The organism is Gordonia sp. G4 (genome assembly GCF_057770005.1).
On record NZ_CM173442.1, the window covers coordinates 616694 to 635585 of the forward strand.

Genomic DNA, 18892 nt, shown 5'->3' on the forward strand with positions numbered 1-18892 from the left:
CGGCAGCGCTCCTACGTTTCCTCCCAACACCCCAGTGGCCGGTCGAGCGGCCCGAGATCGAGGAGGACGATTCGTGAAGGTCTGCGTCATCGGCGGAGGTCACGGCTCTTATGCGGCCGCGGCCGAGCTCAGCGAGAAGGACCACCATGTCACCTGGTGGCGACGGGACGGCGCAGCGTTCTCGTCCCTGGTCGAGCGCGGCACGCTCGAGATCGACGACCACCGCGGCCGGCGGCAGATCGGCGTCGACGGCGGAGCGGGCGGCGGGATCTCGATCGTCGCCGACCTCGCCGAGGCGGTGTCCAACGCCGAGGTCATCGTCGCGCCGGTCCCGGCGTTCGCCCACGAGTCGCTCGCGCGGCAGCTCGCCCCGCACCTGCGCGACGGCCAGGTCGTCTACCTGCCGCCGGGCAGCTTCGGGTCGTTCGTGTTCGCGCGGGCGGTGCGCGTGGCCGGCAATCCCGCGGACGTCGCGTTCGCCGAGACCGGGACCCTGCCCTACCTCGCACGCAAGCACGGCGACACCCGGGTCGTCGTCAGCGGGTACGCCACCCGTCTGCCCACCGGAGTGTTCCCGGCCCGGCACACCGATCGGGCGCTGGCGGTCCTCGGTGAGGTCTATCCCGCCGTCGAACGCAGCGAGGACGCCCTCAGCGGCGCGCTCATGAACGCCGGCCCGATCATCCACCCGCCGCTGATCCTGATGAATGCCGGTCCGCTGGAACACTTCCCGTCGTGGGACATCCACAACGAGGGCACCCAGGACGCCATCCGGCGGGTCACCTCCGCGCTCGACGCCGAGCGCATCGCGGTCCGGGAGGCGCTCGGCTACGGCGCACCGCACTTCCCGCTCGCCGACCACTACACCGCCGACGGCGACGAGTGGATGTACGGCAACGCCGCCCACGAGAAGCTCACCGACAGCGGCGACTGGCGCGAGAACATCGACCTGCACACCCACCGCTACATGACCGAGGATGTCGAGATCGGGCTGGCGCTGCTGAGCTCGGTGGGGCGGTGGGCGGCGGTACCGACGCCGGTGGCCGACGGCCTGCTCGCCCTCGCCGGCGCGGTCACCGGCCGTCCGGCCGCAACCGGCGGCCGGACCCTGGAGAATCTGGGACTGGCCGACCTCGACCGGTCCGGCATGCAGGCACTGCTCCACGACGGACCGGCGCAGTGACGGGTCGCCACGTCGCCGTCGTCGGCGCCGGCCGGATGGGTCAGGGCATCGCCGCCGCGCTGGCCTTCGGGAACGTGTCGGTGACGGTCGTCGACCTCCGCGACCGCGGTGCCGACGCCGCGGCCTACCTCGACGGGGTTCGCACCGCGGTCCGTCAGGCACTGGCGCACAAGGTCACTCTCGGCCTGCTGGCGGTCGAGGACCTCGACGACGTCGCGGCGCTGGTCACCGTCGTCGGCGAGGTCGACGCCCTGGGTCCGATGGCCGGCGCCGATCTGGTGTTCGAGGCGGTACCCGAGGTCGCCGAGATCAAGCGCGACGCGCTCACGTGGATCGAGGCGATGGTCGGCGACACCGTCCCCATCGCGTCGACCACCTCGAGCTTCCTCGTCGACGAGCTCGCCGGGGCGTTGTCGGCCCCGGAGCGATTCCTCAACGCGCACTGGCTGAATCCGGCTGACCTCATGCCCCTCGTCGAGGTCGCGCCGGGCACCGCCACCGGCCGCGGGGTCGTCGACGCCACCCGCGACCTGCTCGTCGCGGTCGGCAAGGTACCCGTGGTGTGCGCCCCGTCGCCCGGGTACATCGTGCCCCGGCTGCAGGCGCTCGTGATGAACGAGGCGGCCCGGATGGTCGACGAGGGGGTGGCCAGCGCCGAGGACATCGACACCGCGGTGCGCATCGGATTCGGCTCGCGCTTCGCGGTTCTCGGCCTGCTCGAGTTCATCGACTGGGGTGGTTGCGACACCTTGTTCCACGCGTCGAACTACCTGCGTGGTGAACTCGGCGAGCGGTTCGCGCCCGCCCCGCTGGTCGAGTCCAACATGACCTCCGGGCGTCGTGGAATATCCGACGGCGCAGGCTTTTACGAGTTCGACCCGGCCACCGTGGCCGACTACCGCGCACAGCGGATCGCCGACTTCGCCCGCGTACTCGACGCGGTCGGGCGTCTCGCCCGCCACGAGGAGTTCAGCACGGCCGACTGACGGATCGGGAGACGACCTCACCCGCCACCGGACCCGGTTCCGGTGGCGCGGTGAAGCGTGCCCGAACGCGGCCAATAGCTCGGCGCGGTAAAGCTTTTCCCGATTCCCCCCGCCTCGCGGGTTCGACACAATCGATCCATCCACGAGTACAGCCAACGAACGACGGCCTCGAGGGTCCGTTCGCCCACCGATGAGGAGTGATCCGTGGTAACTCTCGACAATTCTGCACCACCCGACCCCTCGGCCACCGGCACCGGCCGGCCGCGCCGGGAACGGACCACCCGCGTCGCCGTCGCGTCCGGTGTCGGCACGATCATGGAGTTCTACGACTTCGCGATCTACGGCACCGCGACGGCACTGGTCTTCAACAAGATCTTCTTCAACGTCGACGATCCCTGGTTCGGCACCTTCCTGGGCTTCGCGACCTTCGCGGTCGGCTTCGTGATGGCGCCGATCGGCGCCCTGATCTTCGGACACTTCGGGGACAAATTCGGTCGACGCAAGGCGCTGACCGCCGCCTTCCTGCTCATGGGCGGATCGACCCTGGCCATGGGCGTCCTCCCCGACTACCAGGCCATCGGGATCGTGGCACCGATCATCCTGGTCTTCCTGCGCATGGTGCACGGCATCTCGCGCGGCGGTGAGATCGGCGGCGCCGCCCTGCTCGCCGCCGAACACGCGCCGACGCACCGGCGCGGTCTGTACGGCTGCTTCGTCACCCTCGGTTCGCCGGTCGGCGGCATCCTGGCCAACCTGTCGTTCGCCCTCGTCCTGCTGTTGCCGATGGAACAAGTCCTGGCCTGGGGCTGGCGGATCCCGTTCCTCATCGGCGGTGTCGTGCTGGCGATCGGGGTGTGGACCCGGTCCCGCGTCAGCGAGACTCCGGACTTCGTCGAGTCCAAGCAGGCCGAGGAGAAGTCGCCGCCGGCCTTCGCCGTGCTCCGCCAGAACTGGCGTCGCGTCGCGCTGGCCGCCGGTATCAACGTCGGACAGAACTGTTACGCCTTCCTGCTGTTCACGTTCATGCTCTCCTTCCTGACCGAGACCGATCCGGGACGCGGCTTCGACCGGTCCCCGGTGGTCTTCGGCAGCACGCTGGCGCTCGCCTGCCACGCCGCGACGGTCGTGCTGGGCAGCTACCTGTCCGACCGGCTGGGCCGCAAGACGGTGATCGGATTCGGGATGATCACGTCGCTGCTGTTCGCTCCGATCCTGTTCTCCGTCACCGCATCCGGGTCGTTGGCCGCCTGCATCACGGTCATCTCCATCGGCTTCGCACTGACCGGGTTCGTCTATGGTCCGATGCTCACCACCTTCGCCGAGCTGTTCCCGATCACGCAGCGCTACAGCGGCATCGGGATCGGTTTCCAGGTCGGCGCGGTGCTGGGCGGCGGCCTGGCGCCGATGATCGCGAACCGGATCGTCAGCGCCACCGGCAGCGTGATCCCCGTCGGCTTCCATGCGGCGGCCCTGATGGCGATCAGCCTCTGCTGCCTGATGGTCATCCGCGAGACGGCTCCCGCGCTCGCCGGGCGACCCACGTTGCGACAACGTCTGCGCAGCTGACCTCGCGGGCCAACCATTGACAGCATCCTGTCATTAATGACAGGATGCTGTCATAGTCGTCCGAAGGAGGCACCATGAAGACCGTCCATCTCGCCCTGTACCCGACGCTCGCCGATTGGGAGTTCGGGTACGTCGCGTCCGGCATCAACAATCCCGAGTACCAGGCCGAGCCGGGAACGTTCCGGATCGTGACCGTCGGCGCGACGACCGAGCCGGTCCGCACCATCGGCGGGGTCACGATGGTGCCCGACACGACGCTCGACGCGATCACGCCTGAGGACAGCGCGATGCTCGTCCTGCCCGGCGCCCAGATCTGGGAGACCAACGACGCCTTCGTCGACGCCGCGCGGCGCTGGTCCGAAGCCGGCACCCCGGTTGCCGGGATCTGCGGCGCGACAATGGGTCTCGCGCGGGCCGGACTACTCGACGACCGACGCCACACCAGCAACGCGCCGGAGCAGTTGTCGCCCACCGGTTATGCCGGGGCCGCCCACTACGTCGACGCCCCCGCCGTCACCGATCGCGGTGTCATCACCGCGGCGGCGATCGCCCCGGTCGACTTCGCACGGGAGGTCTTCGCGTTGCTCGGCGTCTACACGCCGCCGGTGCTCGACGCCTGGTATCAGCTCTACGGCCACCAGGATCCCAGCGGCTTCTACGCGCTAGCCGGCGAGCAGTGAGAGACCCGCAGGACCTGCTGTCAGCCTCCGCGCTGACAGCGTTCCGGCTGAACGGGCAGTTTCTCGCACTCGCCGAGCGTCTCGCCGAGCCCGCCGGGCTGACCGCCACGCGGTGGCAGGTGCTCGGCGCGGTGCTCGACGAACCGCTGCCGGTCGCGGGCATCGCACGGGCGATGGGGATCACGCGCCAGAGCGTGCAGCGCACCGCCGACCTCCTCGTCGCCGACGGACTGGCCGAGTACCGCGACAATCCGGCCCACCGTCGCGCCAAGCTCGTCGCCCCCACCGCGGCCGGCCTCGCGGCCGTCCGGGCGATCAACCCGGGCCATCGCACGGCGGCCATCCGGTTGGCGGCCGCACTCGACCCGGCCCGGTGGGAGCACGCCTTGACCGCACTCCGCGATCTCAGCGCCGCCCTCGACGAACTCGACGACCAGCGTTGATGTCTAATTGTTGACAATCGTACGATCGAGCGTCACCGTGTAGCCATGACTGCCGGCGTCGAGTCCCAGATCCACAGTTCCCAGGTCCGCACCGACCGGATCGCGTCGTTGAGCCCCGCCCTGAAACAGGCGACTCCCGTCGTCGTCGACACTGCGGCCGGTTCGTGGATTCGGGGCACCGACGGTCGCGACTACCTCGACTTCACCACCGGTATCGGCGTGACCAGTACCGGCCATTGCCACCCGCACGTCGTCGCGGCCGCGCAGGCGCAGTGCGCGAAGATCATCCACGCGCAGTACACCACCGTGATGCACACCCCGCTCCTCGAGCTCACCGCCCGACTCGGGGCGGTACTGCCCACGGGCCTCGACTCCGTCTTCTACGCGAACTCCGGTTCCGAAGCCGTGGAGGCCGCCGTCCGTCTCGCCCGGATGGCCACCGCGAAGCCCAACATCATCGTGTTCCAGGGCGGCTTTCACGGCCGGACCGTCGCCGCGGCCAGCCTGACGACCGCCGGAACCCGCTTCTCCGCCGGTTTTTCGCCTCTGATGAGCGGCGTGCACATGGCTCCGTTCCCCTACGCCTACCGCTACGGCTGGGACACCGACACCGCGGTCGACTTCGCACTCCGTGAACTCGACTATCTGCTGCAGTCGCGCGTCGCGCCCAACGACACCGCGGCCTTCCTCATCGAGCCGGTCCTGGGCGACGGCGGATACCTGCCCACCCCGCCGCGCTTCCTGCAGGGTCTGCGCGAGCGCGCCGACCGCCACGGCATCCTCCTCGTCCTCGACGAGGTACAGGCGGGATTCGGTCGCACCGGCAGGTTCTGGGGTCACCAGCACGCGGCGGACCTGACCCCCGACATCCTGATCACCGCCAAGGGCCTGGCGTCGGGATTCCCGATCTCGGCGATCGCGGCGCCGACGGAACTGATGAGCAAGGCGTGGCCGGGGTCGCAGGGGGGCACGTACGGCGGCAACGCCGTCGCGGCCGCCGCCGCGATCGCGACCCTCGATGTGATCGAGTCAGAGGGCCTCGTCGAGAACGCGCGCGTCCGCGGTGAGCAGCTGCTCGCCGGTCTGCGGCAGGTGTGTGCACCGTTCCCGGGCGTCGGCGACGTCCGCGGGCTGGGGCTGATGGCCGGCATCGAGTTCATCACGACCGATGCCGCCGGGAACACGACGCCCGACGCGGCGGCCGCGCTCGCCGTTCAGCAGGCCACCACCACCCAGGGGTTGCTCTCGCTCACGTGCGGGCCGTCGGCCAACGTCGTGCGCCTCATCCCCGCCCTGGTCGTCACCGCCGAGGAGATCGACCTCGGCGTCGCCCGCTTCGGTGCCGCGCTCGCCGCGGCCCTGGGCTAGACCTGACAGCCCGGTCTCACATGCCACGGGTGGACATCGCAGCCGAACTCACCGCTCTCGGTGTCGATGTGGACGCCTCGACACGTCGCCTGGCCGAATACTCCTACGACGCCTCCAATTACCGTGTCCCGCCCCTGGCGGTCACCTTCCCGCGCAGCGCCCGCGACGTCGCGACGGTGGTCGGGTGGTGTCATGACCACCGCGTCCCGGTGGTTCCCCGCGGCGGCGGGACCTCCATGGGCGGCAACGCGATCGGGCCCGGCGTCGTGCTCGACCTGTCCCGGCATCTCGACCACGTCCTGTCCGTCGACGCCGAATCCGCGACCGCGGTCGCGGGCGCCGGGATCGTCCTGACCACACTGGCCGCCGACGCACGAGCCGCCACCGGCGGCAGGCTCACCTTCGCGCCGGACCCGTCCTCGGCCTCGCGCGCGACCCTCGGCGGCGCGATCGGCAACGACGCCTGCGGCAATCACTCGGTTCGGTACGGCCGTACCAGCGACCACATCGTCGAACTGCACCTCGTCACCGCCGACGGCCTGATGCTCACCGCAACCCGTGACGGCCTGCGGGCCACCGATCCCGCCGATGCCGCGGCAGCGGAGCGGGCGGCCGAGATCACCGCGTCGCTGCGGGAGCTGACCACCGCGAACCTGGCGATCCTGCGCACCCAGCTCGAGACCATCCCGCGGCAGGTCTCCGGTTACCATCTCGCGAAGCTGCTGCCGGAGAACGGTTTCGACGTGGCTCGCGCACTCGTCGGCAGCGAGGGGACCTGCGCGATCGTCGTGTCGGCATGCGTCACGCTGGTACCGGTCCCGACGTCTCAGCTCCTGCTGTGCGTCGGCTACCACTCCCCCGCCGACGCCGCCCGGGACGTACCGGCGATCCTTCCGTTCGCACCGTCGGCCATCGAAGGCATCGACCGCAAGATCGTCTCCACGATGGCGGCGCGGCGTGGCCACGACGCCGTCGCCGGCCTGCCCGACGGATCCGCGTGGTTGTTCATCGATGTCGACGAGGACAGCGCTGCCGCACAATCCGAGTCGGACGTACCGGCGACCGCCAAGCGGTTGCTCGACCACCTGCGCGCACAGGGACGGATGACCGACGCCACGGTGGTCGACGACCCCGCCCGCCGCCGGGCGCTGTGGCGGGTCCGCGAGGACGGCGCGGGTCTGTCGTCCCGACTGGCCGACCCCGACGACGAGAGCATCGGCGCGGGCTACGAGTCGTGGCCTGGATGGGAGGACGCGGCCGTCGCACCCGAGCGGCTCGCCGACTACCTCGACGAGTTCGCCGGCCTGCTCGACCGGCACGGCCTCACCGGGGTCATGTACGGCCACTTCGGCGCCGGGTGCATGCACGTGCGCATCACGTTCGACCTGCGCTCCCCCGAGGGGCGCGCGGTGATGGCACGCTTCTGCACCGAGGCCGCCGAACTCGTGGTGCGACACGGCGGTTCACTGTCCGGTGAGCACGGTGACGGACGCGCCCGGTCGGCGCTGCTGCCGCTCATGTACAGCCCGGCGATGATGTCGGCCTTCACCCGCTTCAAGGCGATCTGGGACCCGCACGGAATCCTCAACCCGGGCAGCATCGTCGATCCGCCCCCGATCACCGCCGACCTCGCCCTCGCCGACGTGCCGCGTCGCCACTGGCCCACCGCTTTCGACCTGGGGCACGAACTCCCGCTCGTCGACCCGTTCGTCCACGCGGTACAGGGATGCATCGGCGTCGGACGGTGCCGGGCGGACTCCGGCGGGGTGATGTGTCCGAGCTACAAGGCCACCCGCGACGAAAAGGACTCCACCCGCGGGCGCGCCCGTGTGCTGCAGGACATGGTCCGCACCGCGCCGAGCGTCGACGAGGGATGGCGGTCCACCGATGTCGCGGAGGCGCTCGAACTGTGCCTGTCGTGCAAGGCGTGTTCCACCGACTGCCCGACCGGCGTCGACATGGCCACCTACAAGTCGGAGTTCCTCGACCACCACTATCGACGTCGGCTCCGCCCGCTGTCGCACTACTCCCTCGGCTGGATGCCCGCGTGGCTGTCGGCGGCGGGGCTCGCGGCACCGGTCCTCAACCGCGCACTGCGATCCAGGCTGAGCGGTCTCGCCGCGCGCGCCGGCGGACTCGACCCCCGGCGCACGATGCCCGCCTTTGCGACACAGCGTGCGCGGCGCACCCATCTCGGTGCACTCTCACCGGTCGACGCGTCGTCCACGGTCGTGCTGTTCGTCGACTCCTTCACCCGCGCCTTCCGGCCGCAGGTGGCCACCGCGGTCGCCGAGATCCTCCGGGCCGCCCACTCCGTCGACCGTGCGTCAGATCCCGTCGACCGTGCATCAGCTTCCGTCGGCTGTGCGGCCGACAACTGCTGCGGTCTCACGTGGATCTCCACCGGCCAGCTCGATCGTGCCCGAAAGGTGCTGCGCCGTACCGTCGCCGACCTCGACGACGGGACGGACCGACCGATCGTCGTCGTCGAACCCAGTTGCGCCGCGGCGCTCGCGAAGGACCTGCCCGAACTCGTGCCGACCGACGCCGCCCGTCGCGTGGCTGCACGCGTGCGAAGTTTCGCCGCCCATGTGCCCACTCTGCTCGATGCCGGCTGGCGACCACCACCACTGCCCGACGAGGTGACGTTGCAGACCCATTGCCACGAGTACGCGGTGTTCGGCGCCCGGGTCGGCATCACCGCCCTGGAGGCCCTGGGGGTCACCGTGCACACCGCGGACGGTTGTTGTGGCGTGGCAGGCAACTTCGGTTTCGAGAAGGGTCACTACGAGGTGAGCATGGCCGTCGCCGAGAACGGACTCGCACCGGCGCTGCGGAACGCGCCGCAGCGGGCCGTCGTCACCGACGGGTTCAGCTGCGCGATGGCCGTCGAACACCTCGCCGCCGTCGACGACGCCCTCGCCCCCGCGCGCGTACGCGGAATCCATCTCGCCGAACTGCTCAGGGCATCACCCGATACCGATACTCCAGGAGTACAACCATGACGACCATCGCGCCCCAGACCGCTGCCGAAGCAGTGTCCCGCGTCCACACCGACCTGTTCGTCGACGGCGAGTGGGCTCCGGCCGCGTCGGGCAAGCGCTTCGACGTCGTGAACCCGGCCACGGAAGAGGTACTCGCCCAGGTGGCCGACGCCGACGCCGTCGACGCTCGGCGCGCGCTCGAGACCGCGGCCGCGCACCAGGCCGAGTGGGCCACGACCTCACCGCGGTTCCGCAGTGAGATCCTCTATCGCGCACATCAACTCATCATGACGCGCGCGGACGAGATCGCCGCGGCGATGACCGCGGAGATGGGCAAGCCCCTCGCTGAGGCCAAGGGCGAGGTCGCCTATGGCGCCGAGTTCTTCCGCTGGTTCGCCGAGGAAGCCGTGCGTATCGGTGGCGACTCCACCACCACCGGCGACGGATCGCACCGGGTCGTGGTGACCAGGCAGCCCGTCGGCCCGTGCATCCTCATCACGCCGTGGAACTTCCCGCTGGCCATGGCGACCCGCAAGATCGGGCCGGCCGTCGCGGCCGGTTGCACCATGGTCTTCAAGCCCGCCGAACTCACCCCGCTCACCTCCCTGCTGCTGGCCGACATCCTCGTAGAGGCCGGTCTGCCCGCGGGGGTGCTGAACATCGTCACGACCAGCGACCCGTCGACCGTCGTCACCGAGTGGATGGAGAGTGCACTCGCCCGCAAGGTCAGCTTCACCGGGTCGACCGAGGTCGGGAAACTACTCCTGCGTCAGGCGGCGGGCACGGTCATGCGGACGTCGATGGAGCTGGGCGGCAACGCGCCGTTCATCGTGTGCGCCGACGCGGACATCCCGCGGGCCGTCGACGGCCTGATGTTCGCCAAGATGCGCAACATCGGTCAGGCCTGCACGGCCGCCAATCGAGTCTTCGTGCACCGCAGCGTGATCGACGAGTTCACCGACGCCTTTGCCGCGAAGATGGCTGCGTTGCAGGTGGGTGATGGTGCGGCCGACGGTGTGCAGGTCGGCCCGCTCGTCGAATCGAAAGCCGTCGAGAAGGTCTCGGCGCTGGTGTCCGATGCCGTGGCCAAAGGCGCCACGGTCGTCTGCGGGGGCGAGAACCCGGACGGCCCGGGCTTCTTCTATCCGCCGACCGTCCTGACCGACGTCGGGCTCGACGCGGATCTCACTCGTACCGAGATCTTTGGGCCCGTCGCCGCGATCATCCCGTTCGGAAACGCCGACGACGCGGACGATCCCGCGGCCGACGACGAGGTCATCGCACTGGCCAACGACACCCCGTGGGGGTTGGTCAGCTACTTGTTCAGCCAGGACGTCGACCGCTGCGCCAGACTGTCGGCCGCGCTGGAAACCGGTATGGTCGGGGTCAACACCGGCGCCGTGTCCAATCCCGCAGCCCCGTTCGGGGGCGTCAAGGAATCGGGACTCGGCCGCGAGGGCGGACGCGTGGGCATCGAGGAATTCCTCGACATGAAGTACACCGCCACGCCGATTCCCCGTCGCTGACAGAGGTTCCGTTATCCATCCCGTTCAGACAGGAGCGAGAAGACCATGTACCTGGGTGCTCAGCTGTTCACCGACAGCGAGTACGAACAGCGCCTGACACGGGTCCGCGAACTCATGGACCGTCAGGGGCTCTCGGCCATCATCGTCACCGATCCAGCGAACATCTTCTATCTGATCGGCTACAACGCGTGGTCGTTCTACACCCCGCAGATGCTGTTCGTGCCGATCGACGGAGAGATGATCTTCTACGCTCGCGAGATGGATGCGCATGGCGCACATCGCACGTCGTGGTTGCCTGCCGACCAGATCGTCGGCTACCCGGAGAGTTACGTGCAGCGCCCACATCTGCACCCGTTCGACTGGGTCGCCTGGTCACTGCGACAGCGCCACCAGATCGCACCGGCGTCCAAGGCCGGCTCGGTGGGGCTGGAGATGGACTCGCATTTCTTCTCTCCCAAAGCCTATCGGGCGCTGTTCAACGCGATCCCGGAGTGGAAACTCGTCGACAACTTCGAACTCGTCAACTGGGTGCGGTCGGTGAAGTCCGACGCCGAGATTCAGCTGATGCGGCAAGCCGGGATGGTGTGCTCGGAGGCCATGCGCGCCGCCATCGACACCATCGACATCGGGGTCCGGCAATGCGATGCGGCCGCGGCCATCTCGCAGGCGCAGATCACGGGCACCCCGGAGTACGGCGGCGACTACCCGGCGATCGTCCCGATGATGCCCACCGGCGCGGCGGCCGACACCCCGCACCTCACATGGCACCAGGGCACTTTCGTCGAGGACGAGGCGGTCGTCATCGAATTGACCGGTGCACACAACCGATATCACTGTCCGCTCGCCCGGACGGTGTCCCTCGGCACCCCGAGCAAGGACCTCGACTACGTCGCCAAGGCAACCGCCGAGGGCCTGAACAACGTGCTGGAGGCCATCAAGCCGGGTGTGGCCACGCGCGAACTCGCCTCGACGTGGAACTGGACGCTCGCGAAGTACGGCCTCGAGAAGCCCTCGCGTTTGGGCTATTCGATCGGCATCGGCTACCCGCCCGACTGGGGTGAGCGCACGATCAGCATCCGCAGCGAGGACGAGTCGGTACTGGAGACCAACATGACCTTCCACATCGTCTGCGGAATGTGGATGGACAACTACGGTTTCGAGCTGTCCGAGTCGGTTCGGGTCAGCCCGACCGGCGTCGAATGCTTCACCGACTTCCCGCGCGAACTGATCCAGAAGTAGCCACACAACCTGATCGACACCAGCACGACGACCACACAATCTGATCCCTGAGGTCCGAAACCAGCACGACGACCACACCACCTGATCCCTGAGGTCCGAAACCAACACGACGACCACACCACCTGATCCCTGAGGTCCGAAACCAACACGACGACCACACCACCTGATCCCTGAGGTGCGAAACCAACACGACGACCACACGATCTGATCCCTGAGGTGCGAGGAGCGCAAGCGACGAGCCACGAAGGGCTGCCGAGACGAGGTGAAGAAAGTGACCACAACCGAAACCGCCTACCAGAACCGGCATTCGGCACCGACACTGCCGTTGGCGGGCCGCGCCAAGGACCTCGTCGGTTCGATGATCGACTCGTCGACCTCGCTGCTCGCCGCGCAGTCCCACGACATCGTGCGGTTCGCGATGGGCTCCCCCGCGGACGAGGCCGTACCGGCCGACGAGTTCCGTCAGATCGCCGGTGAGATCCTCGATCACACCTCGTTCACCTACGGGGCCACGGAAGGCGAACCCCGGCTGCTGCAACTGCTCGTCGATTATCTCGCCACGACCCCCGACCCGTCGTCCCTCGACCGGTTGGTCATCACCACCGGCGGGATGCAGGGACTCGACCTCGCCTGCAAGCTGTTCGTCGATCCCGGGGACCTGGTCATCGTCGAATCCCCCACGTACACCAACGGCAGTGCGACCGCGCTGTCCTACGGCGCGCAGTTGCTCGAGGTTCCCGTCGACGACGACGGCATGCAGGTCGATCAGCTCGAGGCACTCGTCGCACGCACCCGTCAGACGCCGAAGGCGATCTACACGATCCCGACATTCCAGAATCCGTCCGGCGTCACCATGTCCGAGGAGCGCCGCCGCGAACTGCTGCGGCTGGCGCACACCTGGGGGTCGGTCATCATCGACGACGACCCGTACGGGCTGTTGCGATTCGCCGGCACCGACATCCCGACCTTCCAGACGCTCAGCCCCGGCGACCCGCTGATCTTCTCGGTGCGCACGTTCTCCAAGATCCTCGCGCCGGGCTGGCGTGTCGGCTGGGTCGACGCCGATCCCTCCCTACGCCAGCTGCTGATCAACGGCAAGCAGGCGATGGACACCTGCACCAACGTGCCCAACCAGCACATCGTCGCCGAGTACATCGCCCGCGGCGGACTCGAGGACCATCTCGCCGGGATTCGCCTGCTGTACCGCGAGCGCAAAGAGGCCATGCTCGACGCCATCAGACGTCACCTCGGCGATCGGGTGGTGACCACGGACCCCGAGGGCGGCTTCTTCCTGTGGGTCACGTTGCGCGACGAGTTCGCCGAGATCGACACGCGAGAACTCTTCGAGGTCGCGCTCGCGGACGGGGTGGCGTTCATTCCCGGCCCCGCGCTGTCGCCCGGTGGACGCTTCCGCAACTCGATGCGTCTCTGCTTCGCGTCGAGCACCCCGGAACGGATCGACGAGGGTGTCCGACGTCTCACGGCCAGTCTTGAGAAGATGGCCGGGTGAGTCGTGAACCAGACCTGACCGCCGCCGAGACCGCGGTGCTCGGCTTCATCGACGAGGCCGCGATCATCTCGCTCACCTCGGCACTGGTCGAGGCGCCCAGCGAGAACCCGGGCGGTACCGAGGAAGCCGCGGTCGACGTGCTCGAGAGTGCCTGCCGCGCGCTCGGTTTCGACGTCGTGACCCACGAAGTGGCACCGGGGCGGCCCAATCTCGTCGCCACCGTGCCTGCCGGCACCGGACCGGGACTGATGTTCCTCGGACATTCGGACGTGGTCCCGGCCGGTCCCGGTTGGTCAGCGGACCCGTACACGGTCCGCATCCGCGACGGCCGCATCTACGGCCGCGGTGCCACCGACATGAAAGGCGGACTCGCCGCCGTCGTCGCGGCGATGACCGCGCTACGCCGGGCCGCCGAGGTCGGGGTCGAACTCTCCGGACCGGTCCGCCTGGTGTGCACCGTCGACGAGGAGGAACACGGGACCGGGGTGCGGGACTTCGTGGGCCGCCCCGCCGACCTCGAGTTCCGCGGCTGCGTGGTCGCCGAACCCACCGACATGCAGGTGGTTCGGGGTTGCCGCGGTGCGTCGTACATCGAGATCGAGGTGACCGGTCGCGCGGCTCATTCCGGACGTCCCACCGATGGTCGCAGCGCCATCGACGCCGCGGCCGCCGTCGTCGACATCATCCGCGCCGACGGTGGACGGCTGGCCGAGACGGCCGACGACCTGCTCGGTCACGGCACCTGGAATGTCGGCACCATCACAGGCGGACAGGGCATCTCGGTGGTGGCACCGGGTTGTTCGCTCGGCATCGACCGGCGCCTGATGCCCGATGAGGACCCGCACCGGATCGCCGACGATCTGCGAAGAGCGATCAGCGACAGAGGAATCGACACCGACGGCATCAGCGTCGACGTCCGGGTGACCATGGAGATGCCCGGTTTCGCGACGGAAGCCACGCACCCGCTCGTCACCACAGCGGTCGGTGCGGTCACCGATGCCGGGGCGGACACCTCGGTCGGCGGCTGGACTGCCGCCTGCGACGGTGGCTTCGTCAGCCGCGACCTCGGTGTCCCGTCGATCGTTCTCGGTCCGGGCAACATCAACACCGACGCCCACCAACCGGACGAGTCGGTGGCCATCGCCGACCTGGTCATCGCGGCGAGAGCCTACGCCCTCGCCGCGATGCGGCTGCTGGGCCCCTAGTTCACCTTCTGCTTCTGCAGCGCCGTGAAATCGTTCTCGAGACTGGGGATCTCGGTACCGCGCAGCGAGGCACCGGCGGTCTCCTTGAGGAAGCAAAGGGCGACCATGCCGATGGCGCAGGCACCCATCATGTAGACCGCGGGGAACAGGTTCCAGTCGGTGCTCTCGACCACCGCATCGTTGACCAGCGGCGCGGTTCCGCCGAATGCCGCGGTCGCGACGTTGTAGGAGATCGCGAAACCGGCATAGCGGACCTGGGTCGGGAACATCGCCGGGAAGGTGGCCGAGATGGTCGCCAGCTGGGGGATGTACAGCACACCCAGGATGACGAATGCCACGATGGCCCAGGCGAATCCCTGCCCCATCAGCCAGTAGAGCGGCAGCGCGAGGACGAACAGGCCGATCAGCGAACCCCACCACATGGGTTTGCGGCCGGTCGAGTCCGACCACCATCCGAAGAACGGGATCAGCAGCATCATCACGAGCTGGCCGATGAGGTTGACGACGCTGGCCGAGGTCTCGGACAGATCGATGGTGTTCTGCAGGTAGGTCGGCTGGTAGGCCAGCAGGGTGTAGTTGGCCACGTTGAGCGCGATCACCAGACCGAACATGGTGATGATCGGACGCCGGTAGTTGACCAGCAGATCCTTGAACCGGGTCCAGGCCGAGCCCTTGATCTCGTTGTCCTGCTCCAGTTCCTGGAACACCGGCGTGTCCTCCATCTGCGACCGCAGGTACAGCCCGATCAGGCCCATCGGCAGTGCGAGCAGGAACGGGATGCGCCAACCCCACTGATCCATCTGGCTGTCGGACAACGCCAATTGCAGCAGGAGGACGAAGAGTGTCCCGCCGCAGAAACCGGCCAGGGTGCCGAATTCGAGGAACGAACCGTACTTTCCGCGCTTGTTGTCGGGCGCGTACTCGGCCATGAACGTTGCGGCACCGCCGTATTCGCCGCCGGTCGAGAATCCCTGGATGACACGGAGCAGGATGAGCAGGACGGGCGCCCAGAACCCGATCGACGCATGCGTGGGCAGCAGACCGATCAGTGCGGTCGCGCCGGAGATGAGCAGGATCGTCATCGCCAGAACCGATTTGCGGCCGATGCGGTCGCCGATCGGTCCCCAGACCATACCGCCGAGGGGCCTCAGGACGAAGGAGATCGCGAAACCCAGCATGGTGCCGACGGTTCCGAACTCCCCCGGGAAGAACGCCTGCGTCAGGTAGACCGAGGCCGCGGCGTAGACGCCGTAGTCATACCACTCGGTCGCGTTGCCGATCGCCGAGGCGCCGATGGCCTTGCGGAGAAGTCTCTTGCCCTCTGGTGAGTTCGGGTCTGGTGCGAGCTGCTCGTAACTGTCTGCTGTCGTCGTGTCGCTCATCTGCGCTTCCTGAGTCGTGGGGCCGCTGAGGGTCGATCTCGTAGCTGCGATCGGTGGACCCGGGGCCGCGGGCAATCAGCCCCTCGCCACCTGCAGGTTCGCGGCGTCCTCGCCGTCCCCGAGCAGGCGACGCAACCCGTCGGCCATGTGCTCGATCATCAGAGCATCGGCCGCCGCGGCGTCTCCCGCGGCAATGGCGTCCACCAACGCCTGGTGTTCGTCGATCCGGTCCTTTCCCGAGGAGTACGTCCCTCGCATGGCTCGCAGACACATTCGCGTCTCCACGAGGATCGTCTCGTGCAACCGCGAAAGTCGTTGACTTCCAGCATATTCCACCAAGGTCTGGTGAAAGGCCATGTCGGCCTCGGCCATCCCCGCACCGTTCGGCTCGTCGACGAAGACGCGCATCGCGTCGACCGCGCCGCCCAGTGCCTCCACCGCCTCCCGCTCGCGGTGCGCGATCACCTGTTGCACAGCAGCGCGTTCCACCGCAGTGCGCGCGACGTACATGTCCCGGATGTCGTCCTCTTCCATCGAGACGACGAACAAGCCGCGGTTACGGTGGCTGACCAGCAGTCCTTCCGCGGTCAGGCGCTGCATGGCCTCGCGCAGCGGACCACGACTGACGCCCAGATCGGCCGCCAGCCCCGACTCCGTCAACTGCGAGCCGGGCGCGAAGTCCCCGTTTGCGATCGCATCGTGCAACTTACGCGCGATGATCGCCGGTGTCGATTCCTGAACCAGCGGCGACAGCACCCGCCGACGTGGCGATTTGTCCTGTTTCGCCTGGTCGACGACGGTTCGATTCGTCCCCGGGTCCTGTGGACCCGGCGTCTTCGCCCCCACCTTCATGGTCACCGTCATTCCCTCTTTCTTACCGTGAATGGCGCGCGTAAGTCAGTGTTTCCCCGCGCGCGCCGCCCATCCAGACGTCATTGCAGGCTGCGGCGAAGTCGTCCAGACCCTCGATGATCGTGGCGAACACATTGCCCGGCACCCATCCGACGTCACCGTTGACCAGCAGATTGTTGCGGCCGTAGAACACTGCGAGGTCGATGAGGAGCCGGTGCTCGGCGGGGGCCGAGCCGAGCTCGTAGCCATACGCCGGGTTCTCGAGCACCCCGTCGAAGGTGAAGTAACACAGGTCGCCCGGGATGGGCGTGATGGTGGTGTTCTCCATGCCCGGCTCGGTCGCGGAGAAGGCCGGCAGTAGGGTGTAGATCTCGTTGCGGGCGAACTTTCCGTGAAACACCTGACCGCCCAGCGGCAATGCGTCCCAGACCGCAGCCGCGGTGCGAGGCGCCTCGGCATCGAGCATCCGGGCGACCGCCGTGACCCCGCGCTTTTCCAATGTCACGGTGATGAACCGGTCAAGTCGGGCCGCGGGGCCGGTTCGCTGTTCGTCGGTCACGCGCGGTCTCCCAACATCGTGAAGCCGGCGGCCGCCTCGTACGCTGCCGCGACGCGCAACACCGTCGCGTCGTGATGCCGAGCACCGACGAACTGCGCGCCGGTCGGCAGACCATCGGCGAATCCACTCGGCACGGTGATCGCCGGCTGACCGGTGAGATTGAACGGGTAGCTGTAGGGAGTCCAGGATGTCCAGTCGGGCGACCCCGCCCCGTCCGGGACGATACGACCGGCCTCGAATGCCACCGTCGGCATCGACGGCGTCAGCAGGACGTCGAATTCCTCATGGAGCAGGCTCATCTGGGTACCCATCTCCATCCGTAGCGCGGTTGCGCTGACGAAATCGGTCGCAGTGAAACCGGAATGCCGTTCCACCGCGTCGATCAGCAGCGGGTCCACGTGTTCGGCCGCGTGCGGTCCGAGCCCGCGGACGACGACGTCGGCACCCGCGAACCAGATGACGTGGTAGGCCCAGGCCGGGTCCTCCCATCCGAGATCGACCTTCTCCACGGTCGCCCCGAGCTGTTCCAGTACCGACGCCACCCGGTCGGTGTTGGCCTGTACGCCTGGGTCGTTGGTGCCGAAGCCGAGATCGGCGCTGTAGCCGACACGCAGATCGGCGAGGTCGCGAACGTCGGCGACCGCGGTGACCGCACTGGTTGTCGGCGACGGCAGTGCGGACCAGTCACGGGGATCGAACCCGCTCAGTACATCCAGCAGCGCAGCGCAATCCGACACCGTCCGCGTCATCGGACCGACGTGGGCCACCGGCGCGAACGGGCTCGGCGGATACATGGGCACCCGGCCGAGTGTCGGCTTGAACCCGACGACGCCGCAGTAGGCGGCCGGTATCCGGATGGAACCGCCACCATCGGTGCCGACCGACAGCGGACCCAAGCCGGCCGCGAGCGCCGCGGCACTGCCTCCGCTCGACCCGCCCGACGTACGCGAGGTGTCCCACGGATTGCGGGTGACGCCCGTGCGCGGACTGTCGGTGACGCCTTTCCATCCGAATTCCGGTGTGGTGACCTTTCCGAGCAGGACCGCACCAGCCTCACGCAGACGTGCCACCGCGGGAGCGTCGATGTCCCACACCATCTGATCGGGCTCGATCATCAGCGAGCCGCGCAACGTCGGCCATCCGGCGGTCAGCAACAGGTCCTTGATCGAGACCGGAACGCCGTCGAGCGGGCCACGGGGTGTCCCGGCGGCGAATCGCTCAGTGGACTCCCGGGCCTCGGCGCACGTGCGTTCGCGGTCGATGAGGCAGAACGCATTGATGGACGGATCGACGTCATCGATGGCGTCGAGCAGTTCCGCCGCCACCGAATCCGGCGTCAGCTCGCCGGTACGGTAGGCCTCGGCCAGTTCCGTGGCGCTGAGCCACCGCGTGGCGTCCGTCATGCGCCC

General features: G+C 68.4%; 15 protein-coding genes. 11 read left to right on the forward strand and 4 right to left on the reverse strand.

All coding sequences use genetic code 11. The annotated features are described in order from the left end of the window. The first annotated feature begins 73 nt into the window (after positions 1 to 73). The 11 genes from AC3B5T_RS02550 (at position 74) to AC3B5T_RS02600 (ending at position 14690) form a co-directional block, all read left to right on the forward strand. Positions 74 to 1183, forward strand: coding sequence for an NAD/NADP-dependent octopine/nopaline dehydrogenase family protein (locus AC3B5T_RS02550; protein WP_205333910.1), 1110 nt, complete (start codon positions 74 to 76; stop codon positions 1181 to 1183). Beyond that, complete coding sequence (locus AC3B5T_RS02555) at positions 1180 to 2169, forward strand: 3-hydroxybutyryl-CoA dehydrogenase (RefSeq protein WP_165629628.1); 990 nt, start codon at positions 1180 to 1182, stop codon at positions 2167 to 2169. Before AC3B5T_RS02550 ends, AC3B5T_RS02555 begins: the two co-directional genes overlap by 4 nt. A gap of 204 nt (positions 2170 to 2373) precedes the next feature. Continuing rightward, entirely contained in the window at positions 2374 to 3735 is a 1362-nt protein-coding gene (locus AC3B5T_RS02560; RefSeq protein WP_488358225.1) for an MFS transporter, read from the forward strand. 74 nt (positions 3736 to 3809) lie between these two features. Further along, complete coding sequence (locus AC3B5T_RS02565) at positions 3810 to 4415, forward strand: DJ-1/PfpI family protein (protein WP_165629626.1); 606 nt, start codon at positions 3810 to 3812, stop codon at positions 4413 to 4415. Then, entirely contained in the window at positions 4412 to 4858 is a 447-nt protein-coding gene (locus AC3B5T_RS02570; protein WP_065629559.1) for a MarR family winged helix-turn-helix transcriptional regulator, read from the forward strand. The genes AC3B5T_RS02565 and AC3B5T_RS02570 overlap by 4 nt, the downstream gene beginning before the upstream one ends. Before the next feature lie 45 nt (positions 4859 to 4903). Then, positions 4904 to 6226: an aspartate aminotransferase family protein gene (locus tag AC3B5T_RS02575; protein ID WP_488358227.1), complete on the forward strand. Its 1323-nt coding sequence runs from the start codon at positions 4904 to 4906 to the stop codon at positions 6224 to 6226. Between the two features lie 20 nt (positions 6227 to 6246). After that, the gene (locus tag AC3B5T_RS02580; RefSeq protein ID WP_488358228.1) at positions 6247 to 9231 is read left to right on the forward strand and encodes an FAD-binding and (Fe-S)-binding domain-containing protein; all 2985 of its coding nucleotides are present in this window, start codon (positions 6247 to 6249) and stop codon (positions 9229 to 9231) included. Beyond that, positions 9228 to 10736 (forward strand): NAD-dependent succinate-semialdehyde dehydrogenase, encoded by a 1509-nt coding sequence (locus AC3B5T_RS02585; protein WP_488358229.1) that lies wholly within the window; start codon positions 9228 to 9230, stop codon positions 10734 to 10736. The genes AC3B5T_RS02580 and AC3B5T_RS02585 overlap by 4 nt, the downstream gene beginning before the upstream one ends. A 45-nt stretch (positions 10737 to 10781) precedes the next feature. Next, the gene (locus tag AC3B5T_RS02590; protein ID WP_058249840.1) at positions 10782 to 11975 is read left to right on the forward strand and encodes a M24 family metallopeptidase; all 1194 of its coding nucleotides are present in this window, start codon (positions 10782 to 10784) and stop codon (positions 11973 to 11975) included. A 271-nt stretch (positions 11976 to 12246) separates the two neighbouring features. Then, positions 12247 to 13485, forward strand: coding sequence for an aminotransferase-like domain-containing protein (locus tag AC3B5T_RS02595; protein ID WP_058249960.1), 1239 nt, complete (start codon positions 12247 to 12249; stop codon positions 13483 to 13485). After that, the gene (locus tag AC3B5T_RS02600) at positions 13482 to 14690 is read left to right on the forward strand and encodes a M20 family metallopeptidase (RefSeq protein ID WP_058249839.1); all 1209 of its coding nucleotides are present in this window, start codon (positions 13482 to 13484) and stop codon (positions 14688 to 14690) included. The genes AC3B5T_RS02595 and AC3B5T_RS02600 overlap by 4 nt, the downstream gene beginning before the upstream one ends. Here AC3B5T_RS02600 and AC3B5T_RS02605 read toward each other — a convergent pair. The 4 genes from AC3B5T_RS02605 to AC3B5T_RS02620 all read right to left on the reverse strand — a co-directional run bounded on the left by AC3B5T_RS02605 (position 14687) and on the right by AC3B5T_RS02620 (position 18886). Then, positions 14687 to 16072 carry an MFS transporter gene (locus AC3B5T_RS02605; RefSeq protein WP_058249838.1) on the reverse strand — a complete coding sequence of 462 codons (1386 nt, stop codon included), beginning with the start codon at positions 16070 to 16072 and terminating at the stop codon, positions 14687 to 14689. The two genes, AC3B5T_RS02600 and AC3B5T_RS02605, sit on opposite strands and share 4 nt — an antisense overlap. A 75-nt stretch (positions 16073 to 16147) precedes the next feature. Further along, positions 16148 to 16936, reverse strand: a complete 789-nt coding sequence (locus tag AC3B5T_RS02610; protein WP_249145642.1) for a GntR family transcriptional regulator — start codon at positions 16934 to 16936, stop codon at positions 16148 to 16150. A gap of 10 nt (positions 16937 to 16946) precedes the next feature. Further along, positions 16947 to 17483 (reverse strand): DUF3830 family protein, encoded by a 537-nt coding sequence (locus AC3B5T_RS02615; protein WP_058249836.1) that lies wholly within the window; start codon positions 17481 to 17483, stop codon positions 16947 to 16949. After that, the gene (locus tag AC3B5T_RS02620; protein ID WP_211539609.1) at positions 17480 to 18886 is read right to left on the reverse strand and encodes an amidase; all 1407 of its coding nucleotides are present in this window, start codon (positions 18884 to 18886) and stop codon (positions 17480 to 17482) included. The genes AC3B5T_RS02615 and AC3B5T_RS02620 overlap by 4 nt, the downstream gene beginning before the upstream one ends. Between the last annotated feature and the right edge of the window lie 6 nt (positions 18887 to 18892).

Coding starts and splice junctions, on each gene's coding strand:
- AC3B5T_RS02565 (WP_165629626.1), top strand. CDS start 3,810: ATGAAGACCGTCCATCTCGCCCTGTACCCGACGCTCGCCGATTGGGAG.
- AC3B5T_RS02575 (WP_488358227.1), top strand. CDS start 4,904: ATGACTGCCGGCGTCGAGTCCCAGATCCACAGTTCCCAGGTCCGCACC.
- AC3B5T_RS02580 (WP_488358228.1), top strand. CDS start 6,247: ATGCCACGGGTGGACATCGCAGCCGAACTCACCGCTCTCGGTGTCGAT.
- AC3B5T_RS02585 (WP_488358229.1), top strand. CDS start 9,228: ATGACGACCATCGCGCCCCAGACCGCTGCCGAAGCAGTGTCCCGCGTC.
- AC3B5T_RS02590 (WP_058249840.1), top strand. CDS start 10,782: ATGTACCTGGGTGCTCAGCTGTTCACCGACAGCGAGTACGAACAGCGC.
- AC3B5T_RS02605 (WP_058249838.1), bottom strand. CDS start 16,072: ATGAGCGACACGACGACAGCAGACAGTTACGAGCAGCTCGCACCAGAC.
- AC3B5T_RS02610 (WP_249145642.1), bottom strand. CDS start 16,936: ATGACGGTGACCATGAAGGTGGGGGCGAAGACGCCGGGTCCACAGGAC.
- AC3B5T_RS02620 (WP_211539609.1), bottom strand. CDS start 18,886: ATGACGGACGCCACGCGGTGGCTCAGCGCCACGGAACTGGCCGAGGCC.